Source organism: Pseudomonas sp. TH37, from assembly GCF_016650735.1.
Taxonomy (GTDB): domain Bacteria; phylum Pseudomonadota; class Gammaproteobacteria; order Pseudomonadales; family Pseudomonadaceae; genus Aquipseudomonas; species Aquipseudomonas farris.
Map to the genome: position 1 here is coordinate 75,539 of NZ_JAEKFD010000013.1, position 20,703 is coordinate 96,241.

16 protein-coding genes are annotated in these 20,703 nt (G+C 59.7%); 6 read left to right on the forward strand and 10 right to left on the reverse strand.

Annotated elements, in window-relative coordinates; genetic code table 11:
• Nucleotides 1-60 precede the first annotated feature (60 nt).
• A complete protein-coding gene (locus JFU11_RS25725; RefSeq protein WP_201062495.1) occupies nucleotides 61-1,053 on the reverse strand; it encodes a hypothetical protein in 993 nt (330 codons plus the stop codon).
• A 170-nt stretch (nucleotides 1,054-1,223) separates the two neighbouring features.
• Here JFU11_RS25725 and JFU11_RS25730 point away from each other — a divergent pair, with 170 nt between their 5' ends.
• Nucleotides 1,224-2,375 (forward strand): MFS transporter, encoded by a 1,152-nt coding sequence (locus JFU11_RS25730; protein ID WP_123720400.1) that lies wholly within the window; start codon nucleotides 1,224-1,226, stop codon nucleotides 2,373-2,375.
• 158 nt (nucleotides 2,376-2,533) lie between these two features.
• On the opposite strand, the gene JFU11_RS25735 is transcribed toward JFU11_RS25730, so the two are convergent.
• The 3 genes from JFU11_RS25735 to JFU11_RS25745 all read right to left on the reverse strand — a co-directional run bounded on the left by JFU11_RS25735 (nucleotide 2,534) and on the right by JFU11_RS25745 (nucleotide 6,606).
• Entirely contained in the window at nucleotides 2,534-4,993 is a 2,460-nt protein-coding gene (locus JFU11_RS25735; RefSeq protein ID WP_201121403.1) for a TonB-dependent receptor, read from the reverse strand.
• Between the two features lie 97 nt (nucleotides 4,994-5,090).
• The gene (locus JFU11_RS25740; RefSeq protein WP_201121404.1) at nucleotides 5,091-6,065 is read right to left on the reverse strand and encodes a FecR family protein; all 975 of its coding nucleotides are present in this window, start codon (nucleotides 6,063-6,065) and stop codon (nucleotides 5,091-5,093) included.
• A 40-nt stretch (nucleotides 6,066-6,105) separates the two neighbouring features.
• Nucleotides 6,106-6,606: a sigma-70 family RNA polymerase sigma factor gene (locus JFU11_RS25745; RefSeq protein WP_201062498.1), complete on the reverse strand. Its 501-nt coding sequence runs from the start codon at nucleotides 6,604-6,606 to the stop codon at nucleotides 6,106-6,108.
• 287 nt (nucleotides 6,607-6,893) lie between these two features.
• Here JFU11_RS25745 and JFU11_RS25750 point away from each other — a divergent pair, with 287 nt between their 5' ends.
• Nucleotides 6,894-8,015: an HlyD family secretion protein gene (locus JFU11_RS25750; RefSeq protein WP_201062499.1), complete on the forward strand. Its 1,122-nt coding sequence runs from the start codon at nucleotides 6,894-6,896 to the stop codon at nucleotides 8,013-8,015.
• Nucleotides 8,012-9,604 carry a DHA2 family efflux MFS transporter permease subunit gene (locus JFU11_RS25755; RefSeq protein ID WP_123720404.1) on the forward strand — a complete coding sequence of 531 codons (1,593 nt, stop codon included), beginning with the start codon at nucleotides 8,012-8,014 and terminating at the stop codon, nucleotides 9,602-9,604. The genes JFU11_RS25750 and JFU11_RS25755 overlap by 4 nt, the downstream gene beginning before the upstream one ends.
• Before the next feature lie 9 nt (nucleotides 9,605-9,613).
• Here JFU11_RS25755 and JFU11_RS25760 read toward each other — a convergent pair whose 3' ends face one another.
• The gene (locus JFU11_RS25760) at nucleotides 9,614-10,054 is read right to left on the reverse strand and encodes a carboxymuconolactone decarboxylase family protein (RefSeq protein ID WP_201062500.1); all 441 of its coding nucleotides are present in this window, start codon (nucleotides 10,052-10,054) and stop codon (nucleotides 9,614-9,616) included.
• Between the two features lie 342 nt (nucleotides 10,055-10,396).
• Between JFU11_RS25760 and JFU11_RS25765 the strand changes: the two genes are divergently transcribed.
• Nucleotides 10,397-11,416 (forward strand): isocyanide synthase family protein, encoded by a 1,020-nt coding sequence (locus JFU11_RS25765; protein WP_201062501.1) that lies wholly within the window; start codon nucleotides 10,397-10,399, stop codon nucleotides 11,414-11,416.
• A gap of 33 nt (nucleotides 11,417-11,449) precedes the next feature.
• On the opposite strand, the gene JFU11_RS25770 is transcribed toward JFU11_RS25765, so the two are convergent.
• From JFU11_RS25770 to JFU11_RS25780, 3 genes are all read right to left on the reverse strand, one after another.
• Nucleotides 11,450-12,892, reverse strand: coding sequence for a mechanosensitive ion channel family protein (locus tag JFU11_RS25770; protein WP_201062502.1), 1,443 nt, complete (start codon nucleotides 12,890-12,892; stop codon nucleotides 11,450-11,452).
• A gap of 189 nt (nucleotides 12,893-13,081) precedes the next feature.
• Nucleotides 13,082-13,708, reverse strand: coding sequence for an isochorismate family cysteine hydrolase YcaC (gene ycaC / locus JFU11_RS25775; RefSeq protein ID WP_008011497.1), 627 nt, complete (start codon nucleotides 13,706-13,708; stop codon nucleotides 13,082-13,084).
• 127 nt (nucleotides 13,709-13,835) lie between these two features.
• Nucleotides 13,836-14,702, reverse strand: coding sequence for a pirin family protein (locus JFU11_RS25780; RefSeq protein ID WP_201062503.1), 867 nt, complete (start codon nucleotides 14,700-14,702; stop codon nucleotides 13,836-13,838).
• 105 nt (nucleotides 14,703-14,807) lie between these two features.
• Between JFU11_RS25780 and JFU11_RS25785 the strand changes: the two genes are divergently transcribed.
• Complete coding sequence (locus JFU11_RS25785) at nucleotides 14,808-15,716, forward strand: LysR substrate-binding domain-containing protein (RefSeq protein WP_201121405.1); 909 nt, start codon at nucleotides 14,808-14,810, stop codon at nucleotides 15,714-15,716.
• A 210-nt stretch (nucleotides 15,717-15,926) separates the two neighbouring features.
• Entirely contained in the window at nucleotides 15,927-16,730 is an 804-nt protein-coding gene (dkgB, locus tag JFU11_RS25790; protein WP_123720410.1) for a 2,5-didehydrogluconate reductase DkgB, read from the forward strand.
• A gap of 3 nt (nucleotides 16,731-16,733) precedes the next feature.
• Here dkgB and JFU11_RS25795 read toward each other — a convergent pair whose 3' ends face one another.
• Together JFU11_RS25795 and JFU11_RS25800 are read right to left on the reverse strand one after the other, a co-directional pair.
• Nucleotides 16,734-19,928 carry a transporter substrate-binding domain-containing protein gene (locus JFU11_RS25795; protein ID WP_201062505.1) on the reverse strand — a complete coding sequence of 1,065 codons (3,195 nt, stop codon included), beginning with the start codon at nucleotides 19,926-19,928 and terminating at the stop codon, nucleotides 16,734-16,736.
• A gap of 12 nt (nucleotides 19,929-19,940) precedes the next feature.
• The gene (locus JFU11_RS25800; RefSeq protein WP_123720412.1) at nucleotides 19,941-20,561 is read right to left on the reverse strand and encodes a response regulator transcription factor; all 621 of its coding nucleotides are present in this window, start codon (nucleotides 20,559-20,561) and stop codon (nucleotides 19,941-19,943) included.
• Nucleotides 20,562-20,703 lie beyond the last annotated feature (142 nt).

The following is a 20,703-nucleotide window of genomic DNA, read 5'->3' on the forward strand; positions in this document are numbered from 1 at the left end:
TCCCACAGGGATCACGCTGAACCTGTGGGAGCGGGCTTGCCCGCGATGGCGATGTTGAATTCACCCCATCAACCGCGCCGTACCAAACAACCTCACCCGACTCAACTCGCCATCCAATTCCTCCAGCAAAATCGGCGCCGTGCCGCCAGGCATGACCACCTTCACCTCACCCGCCGCCACCCAACCCACGCGCCACGCCGCACACGCCACCGCACTGGCGCTGGTGCCCGACGAGGCGGTCGGCCCTTCGCCACGCTCAAACACCCGCGCAACGATTCGCCCCTCGGATTCAAGCATCGCCCATTGCAGGTTCACCCCTGCCACACACGGCTGCCCTGCCCCGGTCGGCATGGCGTAAGCGATGCGGGTCAATCCTTCGGCCAATTCTGGCTCGCGCATCTGCGTGTTACTCGGCAACGTATCGGCGCCTGTCACCAACGTCACGCAATGCGGATTGCCGATACGCACGAACTGGCTGCGGTTCCAGGCAGGATCGAGCGCCGACAATGGCCGCACATGACTGACTTCGCGCCCCTTCAACGTCACGGGTTCAACCCCTTGCGCAGCCACCGCTTCAGGCCCGAACGATGGCTGTCCCAGATCCAGCCAGAACCCTTGCACACCATCGATTTCAGCCGGTTTCACTGAAGTCTCCACCGGCGAAACCGCATCGCTTTTGTCGTGATGAACCCGGAGCAGACAGGCCTCTTCCTTCGGCATCAGCCCTTGCTCCCTAAGGGCCTGGGAAAAAATCGTCAAGCCATTGCCACTGCGCTCGGCCAGGGTGCCGTCGGTGTTGACGATCAGCAGATCAAAAGGCGGCGACGATTGAAACGGCCCCACCAGCAGACCATCGCAGCGATGCGCCTTGCTGCCGGGCGGTTGTGTACCGGGGGCCCAGCCGCAGAATGCCTCGATGGCCGACAACGTCCACGCCTCACGGGTTTGCGCAGCATGGCTGGCCTGTTCAGACAGGTCGATACCGCTACTGCGCAGCGCATCGGGCGCCACCACCGCGTAGATATTGCCCCGAGCATCGTACATTCGCGTCATGGCACCCCCTCTCTATGAACAATTGATGCGTCGACGATATCGCGAAACAACGGCTGGCTGTGCAAGGATGTCACCCTGCCTGACTGCGATTCCACCCGGACATGATGATCGAACCCTTTGTGGTTGTTCACTGTCCCTTGGGGACGCGACGTTTTTTGCCAAGGATTGATATGACCAACCTCAATACCCAAGCCACCTTCGTCCCCGGACGTCTGGAACAGATGTCCACACGCATCGCCTTTTTCATCGCCGGGGTCGGCATCGCGGCCTGGGCGCCGCTGGTGCCTTACGCCAAGGCGCGGGCCGGGCTGGATGAAGGAACCCTCGGGCTGTTGCTGCTGTGTCTGGGGGTGGGCTCGATTCTGGCGATGCCCATGGCCGGTATTCTGGCTTCGCGTTTTGGCTGTCGTCGGGTGTTGAGCGGCGGGACTTTGTTGATCTGTGCGGCACTGCCGCTGTTGGCGACGGTGTCTTCGATTCCGGCGTTGATCGCGGCGTTGTTCATGTTCGGCGCGGGCCTGGGCACGGTGGATTCGACGGTGAACCTGCAAGCGGTGATCGTCGAGCGGGCCAGCGGCAAGACCATGATGTCGGGGTTTCATGGGCTGTTCAGCCTTGGCGGAATCGTCGGTGCTGCGGGTGTCAGCGCCCTGCTCGGTTTGGGGATGTCGCCGCTGGGGGCGATGCTGGTGGTGATCGTGCTGCTGGTGGTGGCATTGCTCAAGGCCGCGCCGCATCTGTTGCCCTATGGCAGCGAAAGCTCCGGGCCGGCGTTTGCCGTACCGCATGGCATCGTGCTGTTTATCGGCGGGATGTGTTTCATCGTGTTCCTGGCCGAAGGCGCGGCGCTCGACTGGAGCGCAGTGTTCCTGGCGCAGGAGCGCGGGATCGACACGGCGTATGCGGGGCTGGGTTATGCGGCGTTTGCGCTGACCATGACCGTCGGGCGTTTGACCGGCGATGCGATTGTCCGGCGCCTCGGTGCTACACGAGTGATTGTGTTTGGTGGCCTGACGGCCGCGGCGGGCCTGGCACTGGCGACGTTTGCACCGAGCTGGGAAGCGGCACTGGTGGGGTATGCGCTGCTGGGCGCTGGCTGTTCGAACATTGTGCCGGTGCTCTATACCGCCGTGGGCAAACAGACCGTCATGCCGGAAAGCATTGCCGTGCCGGCCATTACCACTCTGGGTTATGCAGGAATTCTCGCCGGGCCTGCGGTGATCGGCTTTATCGCCCATGGCAGCAGCTTGAGCTTTGCCTTTGGGTTGATGGCGGTGTTGCTGGTGGCCGTGGCGATTGGTGGGAAGGTGTTGAAGGTTTAAAAGAATCGCGGGCAAGCCCGCTCCCACAAGGATCTTCAGCGAACACAGCGTTTGTGTACGACGCAGATCCCACAATAGATCTTCAGCGAACACAGATTTTGTGTACGCCAAAGATCATGTGGGAGCGGGCTTGCCCGCGATGAAGTTAACTCGGTCGATCAGAACCCGACGCTGGCCTGCACAAAGAACGTACGCGGTGCGCCGACGTACATCCCCGAGTTGTTGTCGCTGGAGCGGGTGAAGTATTGCTTGTCGAAAATATTCTTCACCCCCGCGCCGACTTTCAGGTTCGACAATTGCGAGCCAAAGTCATACCCCCCACGCACGTTCCAGGTGACGTAACCCGGGATGTCGCCGTATTGGCCGTCCGCGCTGCCTTCGGTGATGTAGTTGCCGCTGAAACTGCCATCAGCGTTCACCGCGGTGCCTGGCGAGCGCTGTTTGGATTGGGCAAAGGCATCGAGGTTGTAGGTCCAGCGGTTGATGTCGTAACGCAGGCCGGCGGTCGCCACCTGACGCGAGTAGAACGGTAGGTCACGGCCCTTGAAGCCTGGAATCTCGCCTTCATAAACGGCGCGAGTGTAGGTGAAACCGGCATTGGCGGTCAGGCCGTCGAGCCGAGGGTCCAGCGCCGCCATGTCGTAATGTACCGAGGCTTCAAGGCCCTGGTGCGTGGTCGCGCCGAGGTTGGTCCAGCCCACATCGTTGCTGATGTATTGCAGTTCTTTATCGAAGTCGATGTAGAACAGCGTCACTTCCCCGCCCCACACGTCATTGTTGTAGCGCGTGCCGATCTCGTAGGTCTTGGCCTTTTCCGGGTTCAGGCCGTTGGCGGTGTTGTCACCCGAACCACCCTGACCGAGCTGGAAATATTGGAGGCTGCCAAACGAGGTTTCGTAGTTGGCGAATAGCTTCCAGGCCTCGGACATGTGATACATCACGCTCAGGGCGGGCAGCGGTTCGTTGCTGTCGATGCTGCGGCGTTTTTCCTGCACAGGTCTGCCGGCGGTGTCGAGAACCGGCCGGTCGTGCCATTCAGTGCTAATGCTTTCAAAACGGATGCCGGGGGTCACGGTCCAGTTGCCAACGTCGATCTTGTCATCGATGTAAATGGCATGGGCTTCGGTGCCGCCGGTGCGATCCTGGAACACATGGCCATCGGAGGTTGGGGTGACCACCGGCTGATTGTTCACCAGTGCCAGACGGCTCGCCTCTTCATGCATGCCTTCTTTCAGGTAGCGATAACCGACGCTGGCTTCCTGAGTGGTCGGACCCACATCGAACACATGGGACACCCGCGGTTCGATGCCGAAGGTGTAGTAAGTACGCGGATAAGAGCTGAGGGTTTTCTGGTCGCGAGCGGCGATGGTGCTGCCACGGAAGCTGTCGGAATAGTAGGTCAGCACTTCGGCCTGGGTGCGGTCGTCGATCTGCCGAATCCACTTGAACGACACGTCCTTGCGCCGGCCGCTGAAGTTGTCATGGTCGCGGTCGGACTGGAATGGATCGGCGTCATACTGCTTCTGCGTCAGGCCGCCGGGCATGTCGGCGCTGGCGTCGTAGTAATGGAAGTTGAGGCTGAAATCGTCCTGATCGGTGGGCGCCCAATGGGTCTTGAGGATCACGTCGTCGATGTCATTGCTGTTGTTGCTTTTGCGATACCCGTTGCCGTTCACGCCGGAATACAACAGCGCCACGCCCATGCCGTTATCGGCGGTGCCACCGAGAAACGCGGTGTCGATGTGCTTCCAGCCACCGCGCTGAGTGGTTTCCAGGGTGGTGCCGATTTCACCGGTGGCTTTCTCCGGGATCGCGCGGGTGACGAAGTTGATCACGCCACCGACGTTCTGCGGCCCATAACGCACCGAGCCGGCGCCACGCACCACGTCGATGCTGTCGAGGTTGCCGGAAGAAATCGGTGCCATGGACAGCTGCGGTTGCCCATAAGGGGCGAAGGCGGCCGGCACGCCGTCGATCAGCACAGTGGAGCGTGGCGACAGGCGCGAGGTCAGGCCGCGCACGCCGACGTTCAGGGAAATATCGCTGCCGCCGGTGCCGTTGGCGTCTTGTACTTGCACACCGGGTACGCGACGCAGCACGTCACCAACGTTCATGGCGCCCTGCTCGACCATGGCTTCACGACGAATCACCGTGCGCGCGCCAGGATGATTTTGCACCACGGCAGCATCGGCATCGCCGAGCCAGTCGCCGACCACTTTGATGTCGGTCACGCCCAATTCCAGCGGGCCGTTGGCGGCGGAAGTCGGGGCTGGCATCAGGGTCACCGAGCCTTCATCGATCTGATATTCCAGACCGCTGCCCTGCAGTAATTGGCGCAATGCCTGTTCCGGTGAAAGATTGCCGTCGACTGCCGGGGCCTGTTTGCCCGCCACCAGTTCAGGGCTGAAAAAAACCTGCAGCGAGGTTTGCTGGCCCAGCTGACTCAAGGCCTGACCCAGCGGCTGCGCCTGAATATGAATGGCATCGGCAGCGAACGCTTGGGGCAGCGCCGCGCTGACCGCCAAAGCGAGAGCGAGAGCGAGAGCGAGAGCGAGAGCGAGAGCGAGAGCGAGGGGCAGCCAGGATGATTTGTTATTTTTAGCGGTGGTTTTCTTCACGTCGAACATTGTCCTGTGGATCGCAAGAGTGTGCGGCTGTTAATGCAAACCAGTTGCAGTTGGACAAGTAGACGAAGAACTCGAAAAAAACCTGAATCTATCGGGCAATTATTTCCTGACTGCCGTCATCGAGGGTCCGAATGGCTACCGGCAGGATGCTCGGCAAGGCCTTGAGCAATGCGTCGGTGTTGTCGGATTTGAACACGCTGGTCAGGCGCAGATTGCCCACTTTGGCGCTACCGACCGTCAGCGGCTTTTCCCGATAACGCGACACTTCTTCGGCCACTTCGCTGAGGCTGGCGTTGTTGAACACCAGTTTGCCGCTGCGCCATGCGGTCAGTTCGGCAGGGTTGACCGTATAGGCCGCGGCCACCTTCCCCAAGGCATCGACGCGAGTACCAAGGCCGGCGGTAAGGCTGACGAAATCGGCACCGTCACCTTGAACCTTGACCGTGCCCTGCTCCACCGCGACCCGGGTTCCAGTGTTGTCGCGACGCACGTCGAAACGGGTACCAGTGACTATCACTTTGCCGCTGCCCGCCTCGACCACGAACGGTCGGCTGCTGTCGTGCTCGACGCTGAACATCGCCTCGCCTTGCGTCAACTCGATGCCACGACGGTCTTTTTCATAGCGCACCTGCACCCGGCTGCGGCTGTTCAGATCGATCACCGAACCATCCGGCAACGCCACATGACGACGCTCGCCAAGGGCCGTGGAATATTCCGCAGTGTAGGTCGCCGGATGATTCAAGCCACTGAACAACCCCAGGCCGAGCGCCATCGCCAACACACTGGCGGCCACCGCGTAACGCATCAGCGGGCGACGTTTACTGCGCGCCGGCGGGGTTTCGCACAAGGCGTGCAAACGCTTGGCGGGTAGCAGATCGGCCGCCGCCCACAGGCTCTGGAGCATTTGATATTCGTCGCGATGCTGAGGGTGTTCGTCCAGCCAGATCTCGAAGCCTCGCCGGTCTTCGGCGTTGACGGCAGGTTCCTGCAAACGCACAAACCACCGCGCCGCGTCGTCGCGAACCGTTGTTTGCCCGCACGCACAATCACGAGTATCCATCATGGAAAGTCCTGTTTGGCCGGGGATGAAAAGGCGCGGCGAATCATGGCTGTAACCCGTCCAGGCGATCACGCAAATGCCGCAGGGTGCGGATCATATACTTTTCCACCATGTTCTTGGACAGCCCCAGGCGCTCAGCTATTTCGGCCTGGGTCAGGCCTTCGATCTTCTGCCAGACGAACACCTTGCGACAGTTGACCGGCAGCTCGGTGAGCGCCCGTTCGATGGAATCCGCCAACTGGATCGCGTGCATGAAATGCTCCGGGTCGCCGGACGACGACACACTGTGATCGATCGCCTCGGACTCCATGGCGCCCCGCCGATCCTCACGCCGATAACCGTCCACCGCAATGTTGCGCGCGGTCTGGTGCAAATACGCCCGAGGTTGTTGCACCGCCGCCGAATCGGACTCAAGCACCCGCACGAAGGTGTCATGGGCCAGGTCCTCGGCCTGCTGACGATTTCTCAGGCGACGGGTCCAGGTGCCGATCAACTCTTCGTAATGCTCGAAAAAGCCGTGTCTGCGGGGCAGCTTGGGGATCATTGCGGTGTGCTGTGGAGAGGAGGCGTGAATAGTAATGCTTCCTATTAACTGGAAGCAATGGATTCCCTCGATCCCCCGTGCTGTGGCCCGTCGGAAGACTGGATGGGATGTTGAATCAGAATCAAAAACCGAGGGCGGGCGGCCAAGGCGTTCGATAAGAGAAGTCCGCGATACGTCCTATAACTCAAAACCAACCTGACGACCGGCAGCAGAAACCCTTGTCAGCAAATATTACCTAGGTCATATTACATCCATAATAAAGCATCATTTCTTACAGGTACTTCTCCATGACCAGCATGCCCAGCCTTGAACCCGATCTTGCTGTCGCGGTGAACACACCCAAGCCTCCCCTGCTTAAAAGGTTGATCTTGCTGACGGCGGCCATCGCGGCCCTGGTGTTCATCGGGCTATACGCAGCTCATTGGTGGACCGCCGGCCGTTTCATCGAAGAAACCGACGATGCCTACATCGGTGGCGACGTCACGGTGATCGGGCCGAAAGTTGCGGGGAATATCGAAGAGGTGCTGGTCACCGACAACCAGAAGGTCAAGGCCGGGGATGTGCTGATTCGTCTCGACGCCCGTGACTATCGCGCCAACCTGGCCAAAGCCGAAGGTGCGGTGGCTGCCGAAGAAGCGTTGCTGGCCAACCTCGACGCCACCGAACAACTGCAACACGCGGTGATCGGCCAGGCCCGCGCCGGCATCGATGCCGCGGGCGCCGAAACCGCGCGCTCGCGGGACGATAACGCCCGCTACAAACGCTTGGTGAACAGCAATGCAGTCTCGGTGGAAAGCGCACAACGAGCCGACGCCACTTTCAAGACTGCACAGGCCCAGAGTGCCCGGGCCCAGGCCGAACTGCTGGCCGCGCAACGCCAATTGAACGTGATTGAAACCCAGAAACAGCAAGCGCGCGCCGCGTTGATACAGGCGCGGGCCGAGCGTGATCTGGCGCAGTTGAACGTCGGCTACACCGAGCTGCGGGCACCCGTCGACGGCGTCATCGGCAATCGTCGGGCACGGGTCGGCGCTTACGCCCAGGCCGGTTCGCAACTGTTGTCGGTGGTGCCGGCCAGCGGGCTGTGGGTCGATGCCAATTTCAAGGAAGATCAGCTGTCGCGGATGACGCCGGGCCAGCGTGTGATCGTTCATGCAGACGTGCTCAAGGGGCGGGAATTCCACGGTCATCTGGACAGCCTCGCGCCAGCCAGTGGTTCGCAGTTCAGCGTGCTGCCACCGGAAAACGCCACCGGCAACTTCACCAAAATCGTCCAGCGGGTGCCGGTGCGAATCCTGCTCGACCCGGCCGATGGCGTGCTCGGTCATCTGCGCCCCGGTTTGTCGGTGACTGCCGAAGTGGACACCCGCGCCGAGCCTGAATCCCCGACCGTGGCCAGCACACCATGAGTCGCGCCCTCGCCGCCCCCGCGCAGCCGTTCAACGCCGCCAACATGGCGACGGCGACCAAGGTGTTCGCCTTCGCCACGATGTGCATCGGCATGTTCATTGCGTTGCTGGATATCCAGATCGTCTCGGCGTCGCTGCGTGACATCGGCGGCGGGCTCTCGGCCGGCACCGACGAAACCGCGTGGGTACAGACCAGTTACCTGATCGCCGAAATCATCGTGATTCCGCTGTCGGGCTGGTTGTCCCGGGTGTTCTCGACCCGTTGGCTGTTCTGCGCCTCGGCGGTGGGTTTCACTTTAGCCAGCCTGCTCTGCGGCGCGGCCTGGAACATCCAGAGCATGATCGCCTTCCGCGCCCTGCAAGGGTTTCTCGGTGGTTCGATGATCCCTCTGGTGTTCACCACCGCATTCTTTTTCTTCACTGGTAAACAACGGGTGATCGCCGCCGCGACCATCGGCGCCGTGGCCTCGCTGGCACCAACGCTGGGGCCGGTGATCGGTGGCTGGATCACCGACATTTCGTCCTGGCACTGGCTGTTCTATATCAACCTGGTACCGGGGATTTTCGTCGCGGTGGCAGTGCCGATGCTGGTGAAAATCGATCAACCGGAACTGTCGCTGCTCAAGGGTGCCGACTACCTGAGCATGCTGTTCATGGCGGTGTTTCTCGGTTGCCTGCAATACACCCTCGAAGAAGGCCCGCGCTTCAACTGGTTCAGCGACAGAACGATTCTGACCACTGCCTGGATCAGCGGCCTGGCTGGATTGGCCTTCATTGGTCGCACCCTGCACGTGGCCAATCCGATCGTCGATCTGCGTGCCTTGAAAGACCGCAACTTCGCCCTCGGTTGTTTCTTTTCGTTCGTCACGGGGATCGGCCTGTTCGCGACGATTTACCTGACGCCACTGTTTCTCGGTCGCGTACGTGGCTACGGCGCGCTGGACATTGGCCTGGCGGTTTTTTCCACCGGGGTGTTCCAGATCCTGGCGATTCCGCTATACGCCTTTCTGGCCAACCGCATCGACCTGCGCTGGATCATGATGACCGGCCTTGGGCTGTTCGCCCTGTCGATGTGGGATTTCAGCCCGATCACCCACGACTGGGGGGCTAAGGAATTGATGCTGCCGCAGGCCTTGCGCGGGATCGCTCAACAATTGGCAGTGCCGCCTGCAGTGACCCTGACCCTCGGCGGACTGGCGCCCGCGCGGCTCAAGCATGCTTCGGGATTGTTCAACCTGATGCGCAATCTCGGCGGCGCGATGGGTATCGCCGCGTGCGCGACTATCCTCAATGACCGCACCAACCTGCACTTCACCAGGTTGGCGGAGAACCTCAATAGCACCAACGAAGCGCTGAATCAGTGGCTGTCCCAGGTCGGCAATAACTTCGCCGCCCTCGGCCAGAGCGGTGACATCGGCGTCACCGCCAGCCTGCGTCAGCTATGGCTGCTGACCTACCGCGAAGCGCAGACGCAAACCTATGGCGACGCGTTCCTGATGATCATGGTCTGCTTCATCCTCGCCACGGCGATGGTGCCCTTGATGCGCAAGGTACAACCACCAGCCGCGCCGAGTGCTGATGCGCATTGAGCCCGATTCTTACTCTTGAGGCATTTTGCGAAAACCCACGGCCAGCCGATTCCAGCTGTTAATGGTGGAGATCGCCACAGTCAGATCGACCATTTCCTTGGGGCTGAACTCGGCGCTGAGCAATGCATAGTCTTCGTCCGGGGCGTGGGTCAGACTCAGCTGCGTCAGGGATTCGGTCCAGGCCAGTGCGGCGCGTTCACGATCGGTGAAGAACGGTGCCTCGCGCCAGGCCGTCACGGCGAACAGCCGGCGTGGCGTTTCCCCGCCTTTGATGGCATCGGCGGTGTGCATGTCGATGCAAAAGGCGCAGCCGTTGATCTGCGAAGCGCGCAGCTTGACCAGTTCGATCAGCGACTTTTCCAGGGGCAGCTTCGAGACGGAAGTTTCCAGGGCGATCATGGCTTTCAGGCCGTCTGGAGAGGCGGTGTAGAAATCGATACGAGGTTGCATGATGAGCTCCAATCACAGGTGGGGTTGGCGCTACGTTAATGCCCCGAGCCCACCTGCCAAATAGCCAATATTGCAGAAGTCGAGGAGGCCATTGGGCACCGTGAACAATAACCTGCGGCTTGAGCGTTTCCAGAACTCGGTCTGCGCCACTTAATTGCACTCAGGCCAGGACGCCGGTCTTGGCTGCAATGAACAGCCGCCAGCTAGCGACACAGCACATCAAGCGTAATAAACAAAAACAAATCCTCGCGCACACCCATCTCGCCAACTAAATCAATAACGTTACACTCCAGAGGCAATTCGCCTCATCAAACTTCAATATTTCCATAAGGATAAATTCGAATGGACTCGAATACCGATCACCACTTGCCTGTCGCAAGTTCTCTGCCGTTGCCTGAACATGAGCAAATAGCCAGAAGTATTCTTAGAATTATCTACCGACAACGCCGGCTGACCGAGGAGCATGACCGCTGCCTGATGTTCCCCTGCAAAGTTTGCCTGCAACTGCACATTCACAAGATCGTGACCTCGATGGAGCAAGGCGCCCCCATCCGCTTTATTCTGCCCGCCTTCCCGGCCAAGTCGCCCAATCTGTCGAAGGTCCTGGGCTCTGCTCCCGACCTTGGTGAACACCTTAGCCTGCAGCAACTCAACGAGTTATGCCTGAAAATCACCGCAGTCTATCCCCCCGGCGCGAACATCATCATCTGCTCGGATGGTCGGGCCTTTTCTGACTGCGTGGGGGTTAGTGATGAAGAGGTGACCCACTATGGACAGGCAATACGTCATATTCTGGACGAGCATCGCCTGGACAACATTCAACTGTTCAACCTTGAGGATTACTTCAACAGTTATAACTTCGAGCGCATTCGCCAACAACTTGTCGAGCGCTACGGTCGCCCGTTGGAAGCCTTGAAGGCCGCCGTTAAAACCGACCCGGAAACCGCTAACCTATTTAACGGCATTCACCGATTCATGTTTACTGATCTCAAGTTCCGCAAACCGGACTGCAGTAAAAACAAACTCAAAGAAGAGTCCAAGGCGCTCGCTTATCAGGTGATCATTCGCAGTAACGCCTGGAGTGCATTGGTGGAAGAAGTGTTTACCGAAGCCATTCGCCTGTCGATCCACCCTCAGCCACCGCACAGTAAAAAGATCGGCATCAAGCTGATGGAGTGCGACAACATCTGGCGCACACCGTGGCATGGAGCTGTGCTGGATGACGGCCAGAAATACCGATTGATGTCCCGCGCCGACATCGAAAAGCTGCCGGTCAACCTGGTCTATCAGAATGGCCGGCCGTTCTACTATGTCCTGCGTCGCTACGCCAACGCCCAGCCAGCGCAAGCAACCGAAGACTGACAGGTCCCATCGCCCGCCAATGCAATTGGCGTGTCAAGCGCGGCTACGTAACCACTGCAAAAACCCCTTTTTCGCCACCACCTTCGGCACCTCCTGAATCAGCGTCTGAGCCGCATGCATCCGGTAATCGAACAACGCCTTCATTGCTTCGCTGATGTCATGCCGCGCGTCCAGGCACGGCTTGAGGTATTCCTTCTCGATGCGGTAGAGCGTGCAAAAGGTCTTGGCCGAAAAGTCGGCGAGCGCCGATTCATCGGAAAGAATCCCGGCCTCGCCGATCACTTCACCCGGCCCCATGCGCCCGGCTTCGAACTTGGTACCGCCGCGACTCAGGGTGACTGACACCACGCCCGACTCGATGATGAACAGATGATCGCTGACCTCCCCCGCCGGCAAAATCATTTCACCGGCACGGAAGGTTTGCAGCTTCATGTTCTGGCTGAAGGTTTCTTTCTCTTCCTGACGCAGGGTCGAGAAGATGTTCGAGCTTTCCAGCAGCGCCCGCGGCTGTGACAGTGCAGCAGGCGCGTTGGGTTCGACGCTCGACAACAGGCTGACCCCGGACGCCTGCAGGTGCCGGAACGCCAGGTCGAACAGTTGATTACGCACCATGCGCTTCTGATCCATGGAGATCACGAAGCCACTGATTTCGTATTCCACGCCGGTGCTGCCAGAGCTTTTCAACGAGACACTCGGTGCCGGTTTGTTCAACAGAAAGCGGCAGCCCTGCATGGCCCGCTCCAGTGCATCAATCACCGTTTGCGGACGCGCGTGGGGGCTTACCTGCAAGCTGATCGACACCCCGAAAATGTCACTGGGCCGGCTGAAGTTGATGATCTTGGCCTTGGCTGCCAGGGAGTTGGGGATCACCGCCATGCTGCCTTGCGCGGTTTGCAGGCGCGTGGCGCGCCAGTCGATGTCGATGACCCGGCCTTCGGTGCCATCGATGGAGATCCAGTCATCCAGTTGATAGGGTTTGGTGGTGTTGAGGACGATCCCGGAGAACACGTCGCTGAGGGTACTTTGCAAGGCCAGGCCGACGATGATAGCCAACGCGCCGGACGTTGCCAGCACGCCCTTGACCGGCAACTCGAGTACGTATGCCAGGGCAGCGATGACCGCGATCAGGAAAATCACCGCGCCGAGCAAGTCCTGCAACAAACGCCCGGTGTGCCCGACCCGCTGCATCATCACCGCGCCGAGCAACACCGTCAGGGTGCGCGCTGCGTACAGCCACCAGCCGATCTGCAAACCGGTCGCCGCCAGGTGCAACGGTACATTGTCGACCCAGGGCGCCGGCGCCATGGGGTTCAAGCCTTCGTTGAACAGCAGCACGCTGAACAATGAGAAAATCACCAGCCGCACCGCCAGTTTCCAATTGCTGCCGCTGGCGGTGATCAAACGCCACAACACCAGATCGATCAGGATCAGAATCAGCGCGCTGAGCAACGGGTGATCGGTAAGCAGTGACAGCATCAAGCAACTCCAGTAGTAGTACGGATGGGCACAGTGTAGGAGGATTTGATGTCTTCAGAACAACACAAAACACTGTGGGAGCGGGCTTGCCCGCGATGGCAATTGATCAGTCACTGTGATGTTGACTGATCGACCGCTATCGCGGGCAAGCCCGCTCCCACAGGATATGTGTGCATGTGCTGCCAGGGTTTACTTGCTGTTGGTGAGGGTGTTGTAGCTTGTCATCAGGTTGCGGTAGTCCGGGATATGGTTGGAGAACAGGGTCGCCAGACCTTCCACGTCGTTGCGCCAGTCGCGATGCAGTTCACAGGCCAGGCCGAACCAGGTCATCAACTGGGCACCGGAGGACGACATGCGATCCCATGCCGATTGACGGGTCAGTTCGTTGAACGTGCCGGACGCATCGGTCACCACGAACACCTCAAAGCCTTCGGCCAGGGCCGACAGTGCCGGGAATGCCACGCAAACCTCAGTCACCACACCCGCGATGATCAGTTGTTTCTTGCCGGTGGCCTTGATCGCCTTGACGAAATCTTCATTGTCCCAGGCGTTGATCTGACCAGGGCGAGCGATGTACGGCGCGTCCGGGAACAATGCCTTGAGTTCCGGTACCAGTGGGCCATTGGGGCCGGTTTCAAAACTGGTGGTCAGAATCGTTGGCAGCTTGAAGTACTTGGCCAGGTCGGCCAGGGCCAGCACGTTGTTCTTGAAACGATCCGGATCGATGTCGCGCACCAGAGAAAGCAAACCAGCCTGATGATCCACCAGCAGAACGGCGGCGTTATCCTTGTCGAGACGTTTGTAGGAAGTAGTCATGGGGTAATCCTCGCTTTTTATCGATGCCGAACGGGCCGGCGTAAGTGAACTCTGTTTTTTCGTTTCAACGCGGCCAGGCAAGCGTAGTCAGACAAGCCCGGGACGCCACAGCGCTACAACAATGATTTCAATCGCTCATCCGGCCGAACTGGCCCGACTGGAAGTCGGCAAAGGCCTGGTGAATTTCTTGCTCGGTGTTCATCACGAACGGACCATGGCCGACGATGGGCTCGTCGATCGGATCGCCGCTGAGCAGCAGCACCACGGCGTCGTTATTGGCTTCCAGACTGAGCTGATCACCGTCGCGCTCGAACAACGCCAACTGCCCTTCACGCACCAGTTCCTTTTGATTGACCTGAACCGTGCCACGCAGCACCACCAGCGCCGTGTTGCGCCCTTCATGCAGATCCAGGGTCAGCAACTTGCCGGCGTTCAAACGAACGTCCCATACGTCGATTGGCGTAAAGGTGCGCGCCGGGCCGCTGTGGCCTTCGAACTCACCGGCGATCAAACGCAAGCTGCCAGTGTTGTTCTTCAGTGGGATGCTCGGGATGTCACCGTCGAGAATCGTCTGGTAACCAGGCTCGGCCATCTTGTCCCTGGCCGGCAGGTTGACCCACAGCTGCACCATTTCCAGAGTGCCGCCGCTCTTGGCGAAACCTTCGGAGTGGAACTCTTCATGAAGAATCCCCGAGGCCGCGGTCATCCATTGCACATCGCCGGGGCCGATCTTGCCGCCGCAGCCAGTGGAGTCGCGGTGTTCCACTTCGCCCTTGTAAACAATAGTCACGGTTTCGAAACCACGGTGCGGATGCTGACCAACGCCACGACGCTCGGTGGTCGGGGTGAATTCGGCGGGACCGGCGTGATCCAGCAGCAGAAACGGGCTGATGTGTTTGCCCAGGTTGTCGTAGGAAAACAGCGTGCGAACCGGAAAACCGTCGCCGACCCAATGAGGTCGTGGGCTGGTGTAGATACCGATGATGTTTTTCATCTTTTCCTCCAAATCTGTTGTGTGACGCGATGGACAAAGCTTAAAACCGACGCCTTTGCTGCGCTAGACTGCAAAAATCAGCCTTAGCGTTCTATTTGGAGAACGATGGTGGAAGACCTCAACACCCTGTACCTATTCACCCAAGTGGTGGAACACCACGGTTTCGCCCCGGCCGGGCGCGCGCTGGACATGCCCAAATCCAAGCTCAGCCGACGCATCGCCGAGCTCGAAGAGCGCCTCGGTGTGCGCTTGCTGCACCGCAGTAGCCGGCATTGCTCGTTGACCGAAATCGGCCAGGCTTATTACCAGCGTTGCCTGGCCATGCGGGTGGAAGCCGAAAGCGCCGCCGAGTTGATCGAACGCAATCGCTCCGAACCCCAGGGCCTGGTGCGCATCAGTTGCCCGACGGCGCTGCTGAATTCCTGGGTCGGGCCGATGCTGACCCGCTACATGCTCAAATACCCGTTGGTGGAGTTGTTTATCGAAAGCACCAACCGCCGGGTCGATCTGATCCATGAAGGGTTCGATATCGCTCTGCGCGTGCGCTTTCCACCGCTGGAAAACACCGACATGGTGATGAAGGTGCTGGGCAACAGCACCCAATGCCTGGTGGGCATTCCGGCGTTTTTGCAGCGCTTGTCGTCGCCGGCCACGCCGGCTGATCTCAGCGGTCTGCCGAGCGTGCATTGGGGTGGCGCACAGCGTGAATATCAGTGGGAATTGTTCGGTGCCGATGGCGCCAGCGCGCTGATTCGTCATACCCCGCGGATGGTCACCGACGACTTGCTGGCCTTGCGTCATGCAGTGCTCGCCGGCATCGGCATTGCCCATCTGCCTAGCGTGGTGGTGCGTGATGACATTGCTGCCGGGCGACTGGTGGAACTGGTGCCGGGCTGGACACCCAAGTGCGGGATCGTGCACGCGATCTTCCCGTCACGACGCGGATTGTTGCCGTCGGTGCGGACCTTGATCGACTTTCTGGGTGAGGAATTCAGCCATAGTGATATTGCTTAAGAGCAGCAGATCAAAAGATCGCAGCCTTCGGCAGCTCCTACAGAGGATAGGCGTACTCCCGTAGGAGCTGCCGAAGGCTGCGATCTTTTGACCTTTCAACGGTCCATTCATGACTTACGGTAAACAGTGCTTTGCCGATCCAGCGGTTTTTCTCAAGGGTAGAGCCGGGGATACTCCCGCTCATTCCCACTACAACCCCTGGAGTCATTGATGTCTATCCCCGCATTCGGTCTTGGTACGTTTCGCCTGCAAGGCCAGGTGGTCATCGATTCGGTGAGCACTGGTCTTGAGCTGGGTTACCGGGTCATCGATACCGCGCAAATCTATGAAAACGAAGCCGAGGTCGGTCACGCCATCACGGCCAGCGGCATTGCTCGTGAAGAGCTGTTCATCACCAGCAAAATCTGGGTCGCCAACTTTGCCAAAGACCGGTTGATCGACAGCCTCAGAGAGAGCCTGAATAAACTGCAAACCGATTACCTGGACCTGACGCTGATCCACTGGCCGTCGCCGGAAAATCAGGTGCCGGTCGAAGAATTCATGGGTGCGCTGCTCGAAGCCAAACGACTGGGCCTGACCCGGCAGATCGGCGTGTCCAACTTCACGGTCGACCTGATGCAACAGGCCATTGCCGCCATCGGTGCCGAGAACATCGCCACCAACCAGATCGAGCTGCACCCGTACCTGCAAAACCGCAAGGTTGTCGAATTCGCCCAAAGCCAAGGCATTCAGATCACCTCTTACATGACCCTGGCCTACGGCGAAGTGCTGAAGGATCCGCTCATCCAGCAGATCGCCGATCGCCTTCAGGCGACACCAGCCCAAGTCACGCTGGCCTGGGCCATGCAACTGGGGCACGCGGTGATTCCTTCCTCCACCAAACGCGCCAACCTGCAAAGCAATCTGCAAGCCTGCGCCCTGCCCCTGAGCGATGCCGACATGGCGCTGATCGCAGACCTGGATCGCGGCCAGCGGCTGACCAGCCCCAAAGGTATTGCGCCGCAGTGGGATTGAGCTTCAGCTCTGGCTTAAACGCTTATCCAGCGATGACATGGCGTCCTCCAGCTGGCGGACGGCTTTGTCGAGTGCCGCCTTGTCAGCCTTGTCAATCACACGCTCCAATTGCTCGCAGCCCTTGACCAAACGTTCCGCCCGGACCATGCGCGCACCGCCCTTGATGCGGTGTGCCAGGTCTCGCAGGTCATCGCAATTACCACTGGCGTGCGCCTGAAGCAGATCCTCACGATCGGTCCGATTGGTCACAACCAGTTCGCGCACCAGATGATCGAGCAGCGTACGGTCCGCACCGATGTATTGCTCCAGACCACTCAGGTCTATCTCGGGTATCGATTGCGCTTCGCTTGCAAACCTGGACGCCAACCATGCGCTCAAATCCGCCAGCAGGATGGGTTTGAACAGGCAGTCGTCCATCCCGGCCTCCAGGCAGCGGATTTTTTCCTCGGGCTGCGCATTGGCGGTAAAGCCCAGAATCAGCGTCGACGTTAATCCCTGGGCGCGCTCTTCATCGCGGATTGCACCCGCCAGTTCATAACCACTGAGCCTCGGCATATTGCAGTCGGTAACCACCAGATCAAACTCATGTTCGCGCCACAGCTCAAGCCCCCGCTCGCCCTCTTCGGCTTCCTGAACACGATGCCCCAGGTGGCTCAGTTGTCGTGAAAGCAACAATCGATTAGCCGGGTGATCGTCGACCACCAGAATCGTCAGTGAGCGCACCTGCAACCCGCTATTCACTGCCTCAATGGAAGGCAACGGTTGCAGTGCGATCAGCTCAAGGTTGATGTCAACCTGTGTGCCTTGCCCGAGGACACTGTCGAGTTGCAACCGGCCACCCATCATTTCGCACAGGGTGCGGCTGATCACCAGGCCCAACCCGGAGCCGCCGCGAGCTGACTGCTGGTTATTGCTGGCTTGGGCGAACGGGCTGAACAACCGTTGCCGATCGACGTTGCTGATGCCAATGCCGGTGTCTTCAATGCGCACACTGACCGCCAGATGCTCCGGCGTCACGGGCGTCACCCGCAGCGTCAGGCTCACCTCGCCCTCACGGGTGAACTTGATCGCATTGCTCAGCAGATTGGACAGCACCTGCTTGAAACGGGTGGGGTCGATCAACACGTCGCAGTCGCTGTGTTCATCCAGATCGATTCGCCACGTCAGTTCATTCTGGCGCGCAAGGCCTTCGAAAACCCCACTCACCGATTCCACCAGCCGCCGAAGATTGGCCCGCTCAGGTGTCAGGGATAAATGCCCCGACTCGATGCGGGCGATGTCCAGAATGTCACCGATCAGCGCCAGCAATTGTTGTGCGGCACCGGACGCCACCTCAATGGCAAAACGATCGGTGACGCCCTCGTCGGCACGTTTCAGGGCCAATTCAAGCATGCCGATCAGGGCATTCATCGGCGTGCGGATCTCATGACTCATGGTTGCCAGAAAAGTGGTTTTGGCGCGATTGGCATCGTCCGCCTCGTTCTTGGCATCCTGCAACTGCTGCACCCACTGCTGACGCTGGCGGATCTGCCGGCGCTGCCAGGCGATCCAGCCCAGGGCGAGCAACAGCAAGGCGCCAGCCACGGCAAACGCCTGAAGAATGCCCTGACGATGACGCAGCCAATAGCTGTCATCCAACACCACATCATGACTCCAGCGGGCCACCAGATCGTCCATTTCCTGAGGTGAAATGCTCAGCAACGCCTTGTTCAGAATCGAGTGCAACTCCAGCGCGCCGCGGCGGGTGGCCAAGGCGATACGAGCGGGTTGATCGCCCACGGTGCTGCTAACGCGCAGACGATCAGGGTAATGCCGAGCGATCAGGTAACGGGCGACGATCAATGAACTGAGCGTCGCATCTGCCTGCCCCTTGATCACCCATTCCATGCCCTCGGCCGGACTTTGCACCTCGACCAGACGCACCTGCGGCGCCCGGGCCTGGATGAACCCGAACAACGGATGACCGCGATAAATCGCCAGGCGTTTACCGGCCAGATCGTCCAGCGTCCTGGGGCTGCCCGTCGTCGTTGCGCTGACCAGCACAAATGGATTGCTGAGGTAGGCGCGGGTAAACAGCAACGCGTCTTCGCGCTCGGTGCTGGGGGTGACCACAGGCAACAGGTCGATCTCGCCGTTCTGGAGTTGCTCGATTTGCCGGTCCAGTGAGCGGCCGCGTTGCATCTGAAAGGTCAAACCGCTGCGCTGGCTGATCAGCATCAGCAACTGCGCCGTCAACCCGCTGAGCCGGCCTTGGGCATCGTAGAACGTCAGTGGGGCAAAGTTGTCGATCGCGCCGACAGTGACCGCCGGATGCCGGTCCAGCCAGCGTTGTTCACTGGGACTCAAACGCACCTGCTGTTGCCCCGCCGTGTTGGCCCTGCCGGCACTCCAGCGCACCTCGATGACCACACGCTGTTCCATCGGAATCGCCGCCAGGGCCTTGTCGATGATGCTTTTGAGACGCGGGTTGTCCATCGCCAAAGCGAAGCCGAACGGATTGGCATCCAGACCGGAAGGCCCCGCCAGATGCACATTGTTGAGGTAGTTATTGTTGATCAGGTAATTGGCGCTGATGAAGTCGCCGAGGTACACATCGTCTGGCCCGAACGCTACCGCTCCGAGCGCGTCGAGTGCCGAGGGATAACGCTGCAAACTTGCATCGGGATAAAACGCTTCAACGGTCTGCGCCTGCAAATAGTCATCGACCATGGCGATACGTTTGCCGGCAAGGTCGACGGGCATTCGCTCGTCCAGTCGGGTGACCAGCATCGGCTGATCTTCGGCATAGGCTCGGGACCGGGTCAGTGCGGGGTCAGCCGCTTCGAAGTTGTTCGATGTTCCGAGCAGATCCAGCTCATGGCGTTTGAGGGCGTCCATGGCGGCTTCACGGGTGGCATAACGCAGCACGTCGATTTTGACATGCAGCAGTTGCCCCAGCAGTTCGGCGTAATCGGCCGTGATGCCCTCCAGCTCATCGCGGTGGCGCGTCACTTCGAACGGCGGGTAATCCGCCCCCGTCACCCCCAGGCGCAAGGCCCGTTTATCGCGCAGCCATTGCCAGTCCTGTTCGTCCAGCTTGACCTGAAAACCCTCCGCCGTGGAGCGCCCCAACAGGTGCAACCGCTGCGGCTCGTCAGCCATCGCCGCAGGCAACTGCGTTAAAAGACTCAGTGCCAAGGCCAACAGCAACATGCGCATGATCGGGCTCACTCAGATCAGATGATTGCGCTTGGCAAAATCGCGCAAGTGCACCGCTGCGTTCACCCCGAGCTTTTCGATCAAGCGAGTCTTGTAGGTGCTGACAGTCTTGTGGCTCAAGTGCATAAGCTCGCCGATCGCCTTGTTGGTCATGCCCCGGGCCAGGTATTGCAGGATCGTCAGTTCACGGTTGGAGAGTTTGTCGATCATCTGTTTTTCGCTGCGTTGCAGGGGGTTCTGCGAACCCGAAGGCAGTCGTGCGAAATAGGTGTAGCCGGTCATGACCGCATGCACGGCCTTTTGCAATTGACTCAGGACGTTGGTCTTGGAGACATACGCCATGGCTCCGGCGCGCATGCAACGCTCTTGAAAAAACAGCGGATCCAGGGACGTGAAAACCAGTACCTGACATGACCAATCACCGGTCCTGATCCGGTCCAGCAGTTCCAGCCCGTCGCCTTCGGGCATGACCAGATCCAGCACCACCAGCGAGGGTGAATGCTCTCGCAGCATCGACAACGCCTCGCTACCGCTGGCAGCCTCATGAATCCGTTTGAAACCCTCCTTCTCCAGTACGATTTTGACTGCGGCGCGTACCACCGGATGATCGTCCACAATCAGCACTGACTTCATGGAAACTCCCTGTGCAAAAACCTGACGATTGCGCACGAATACATGCCGGATAACGACGAACCAGACGCAACGGCTGCGCTAAGACTTTTGCATGGAAGGCAGAAAGAATGTACCTGACAGAAGTGATAGTACCGACGAACGG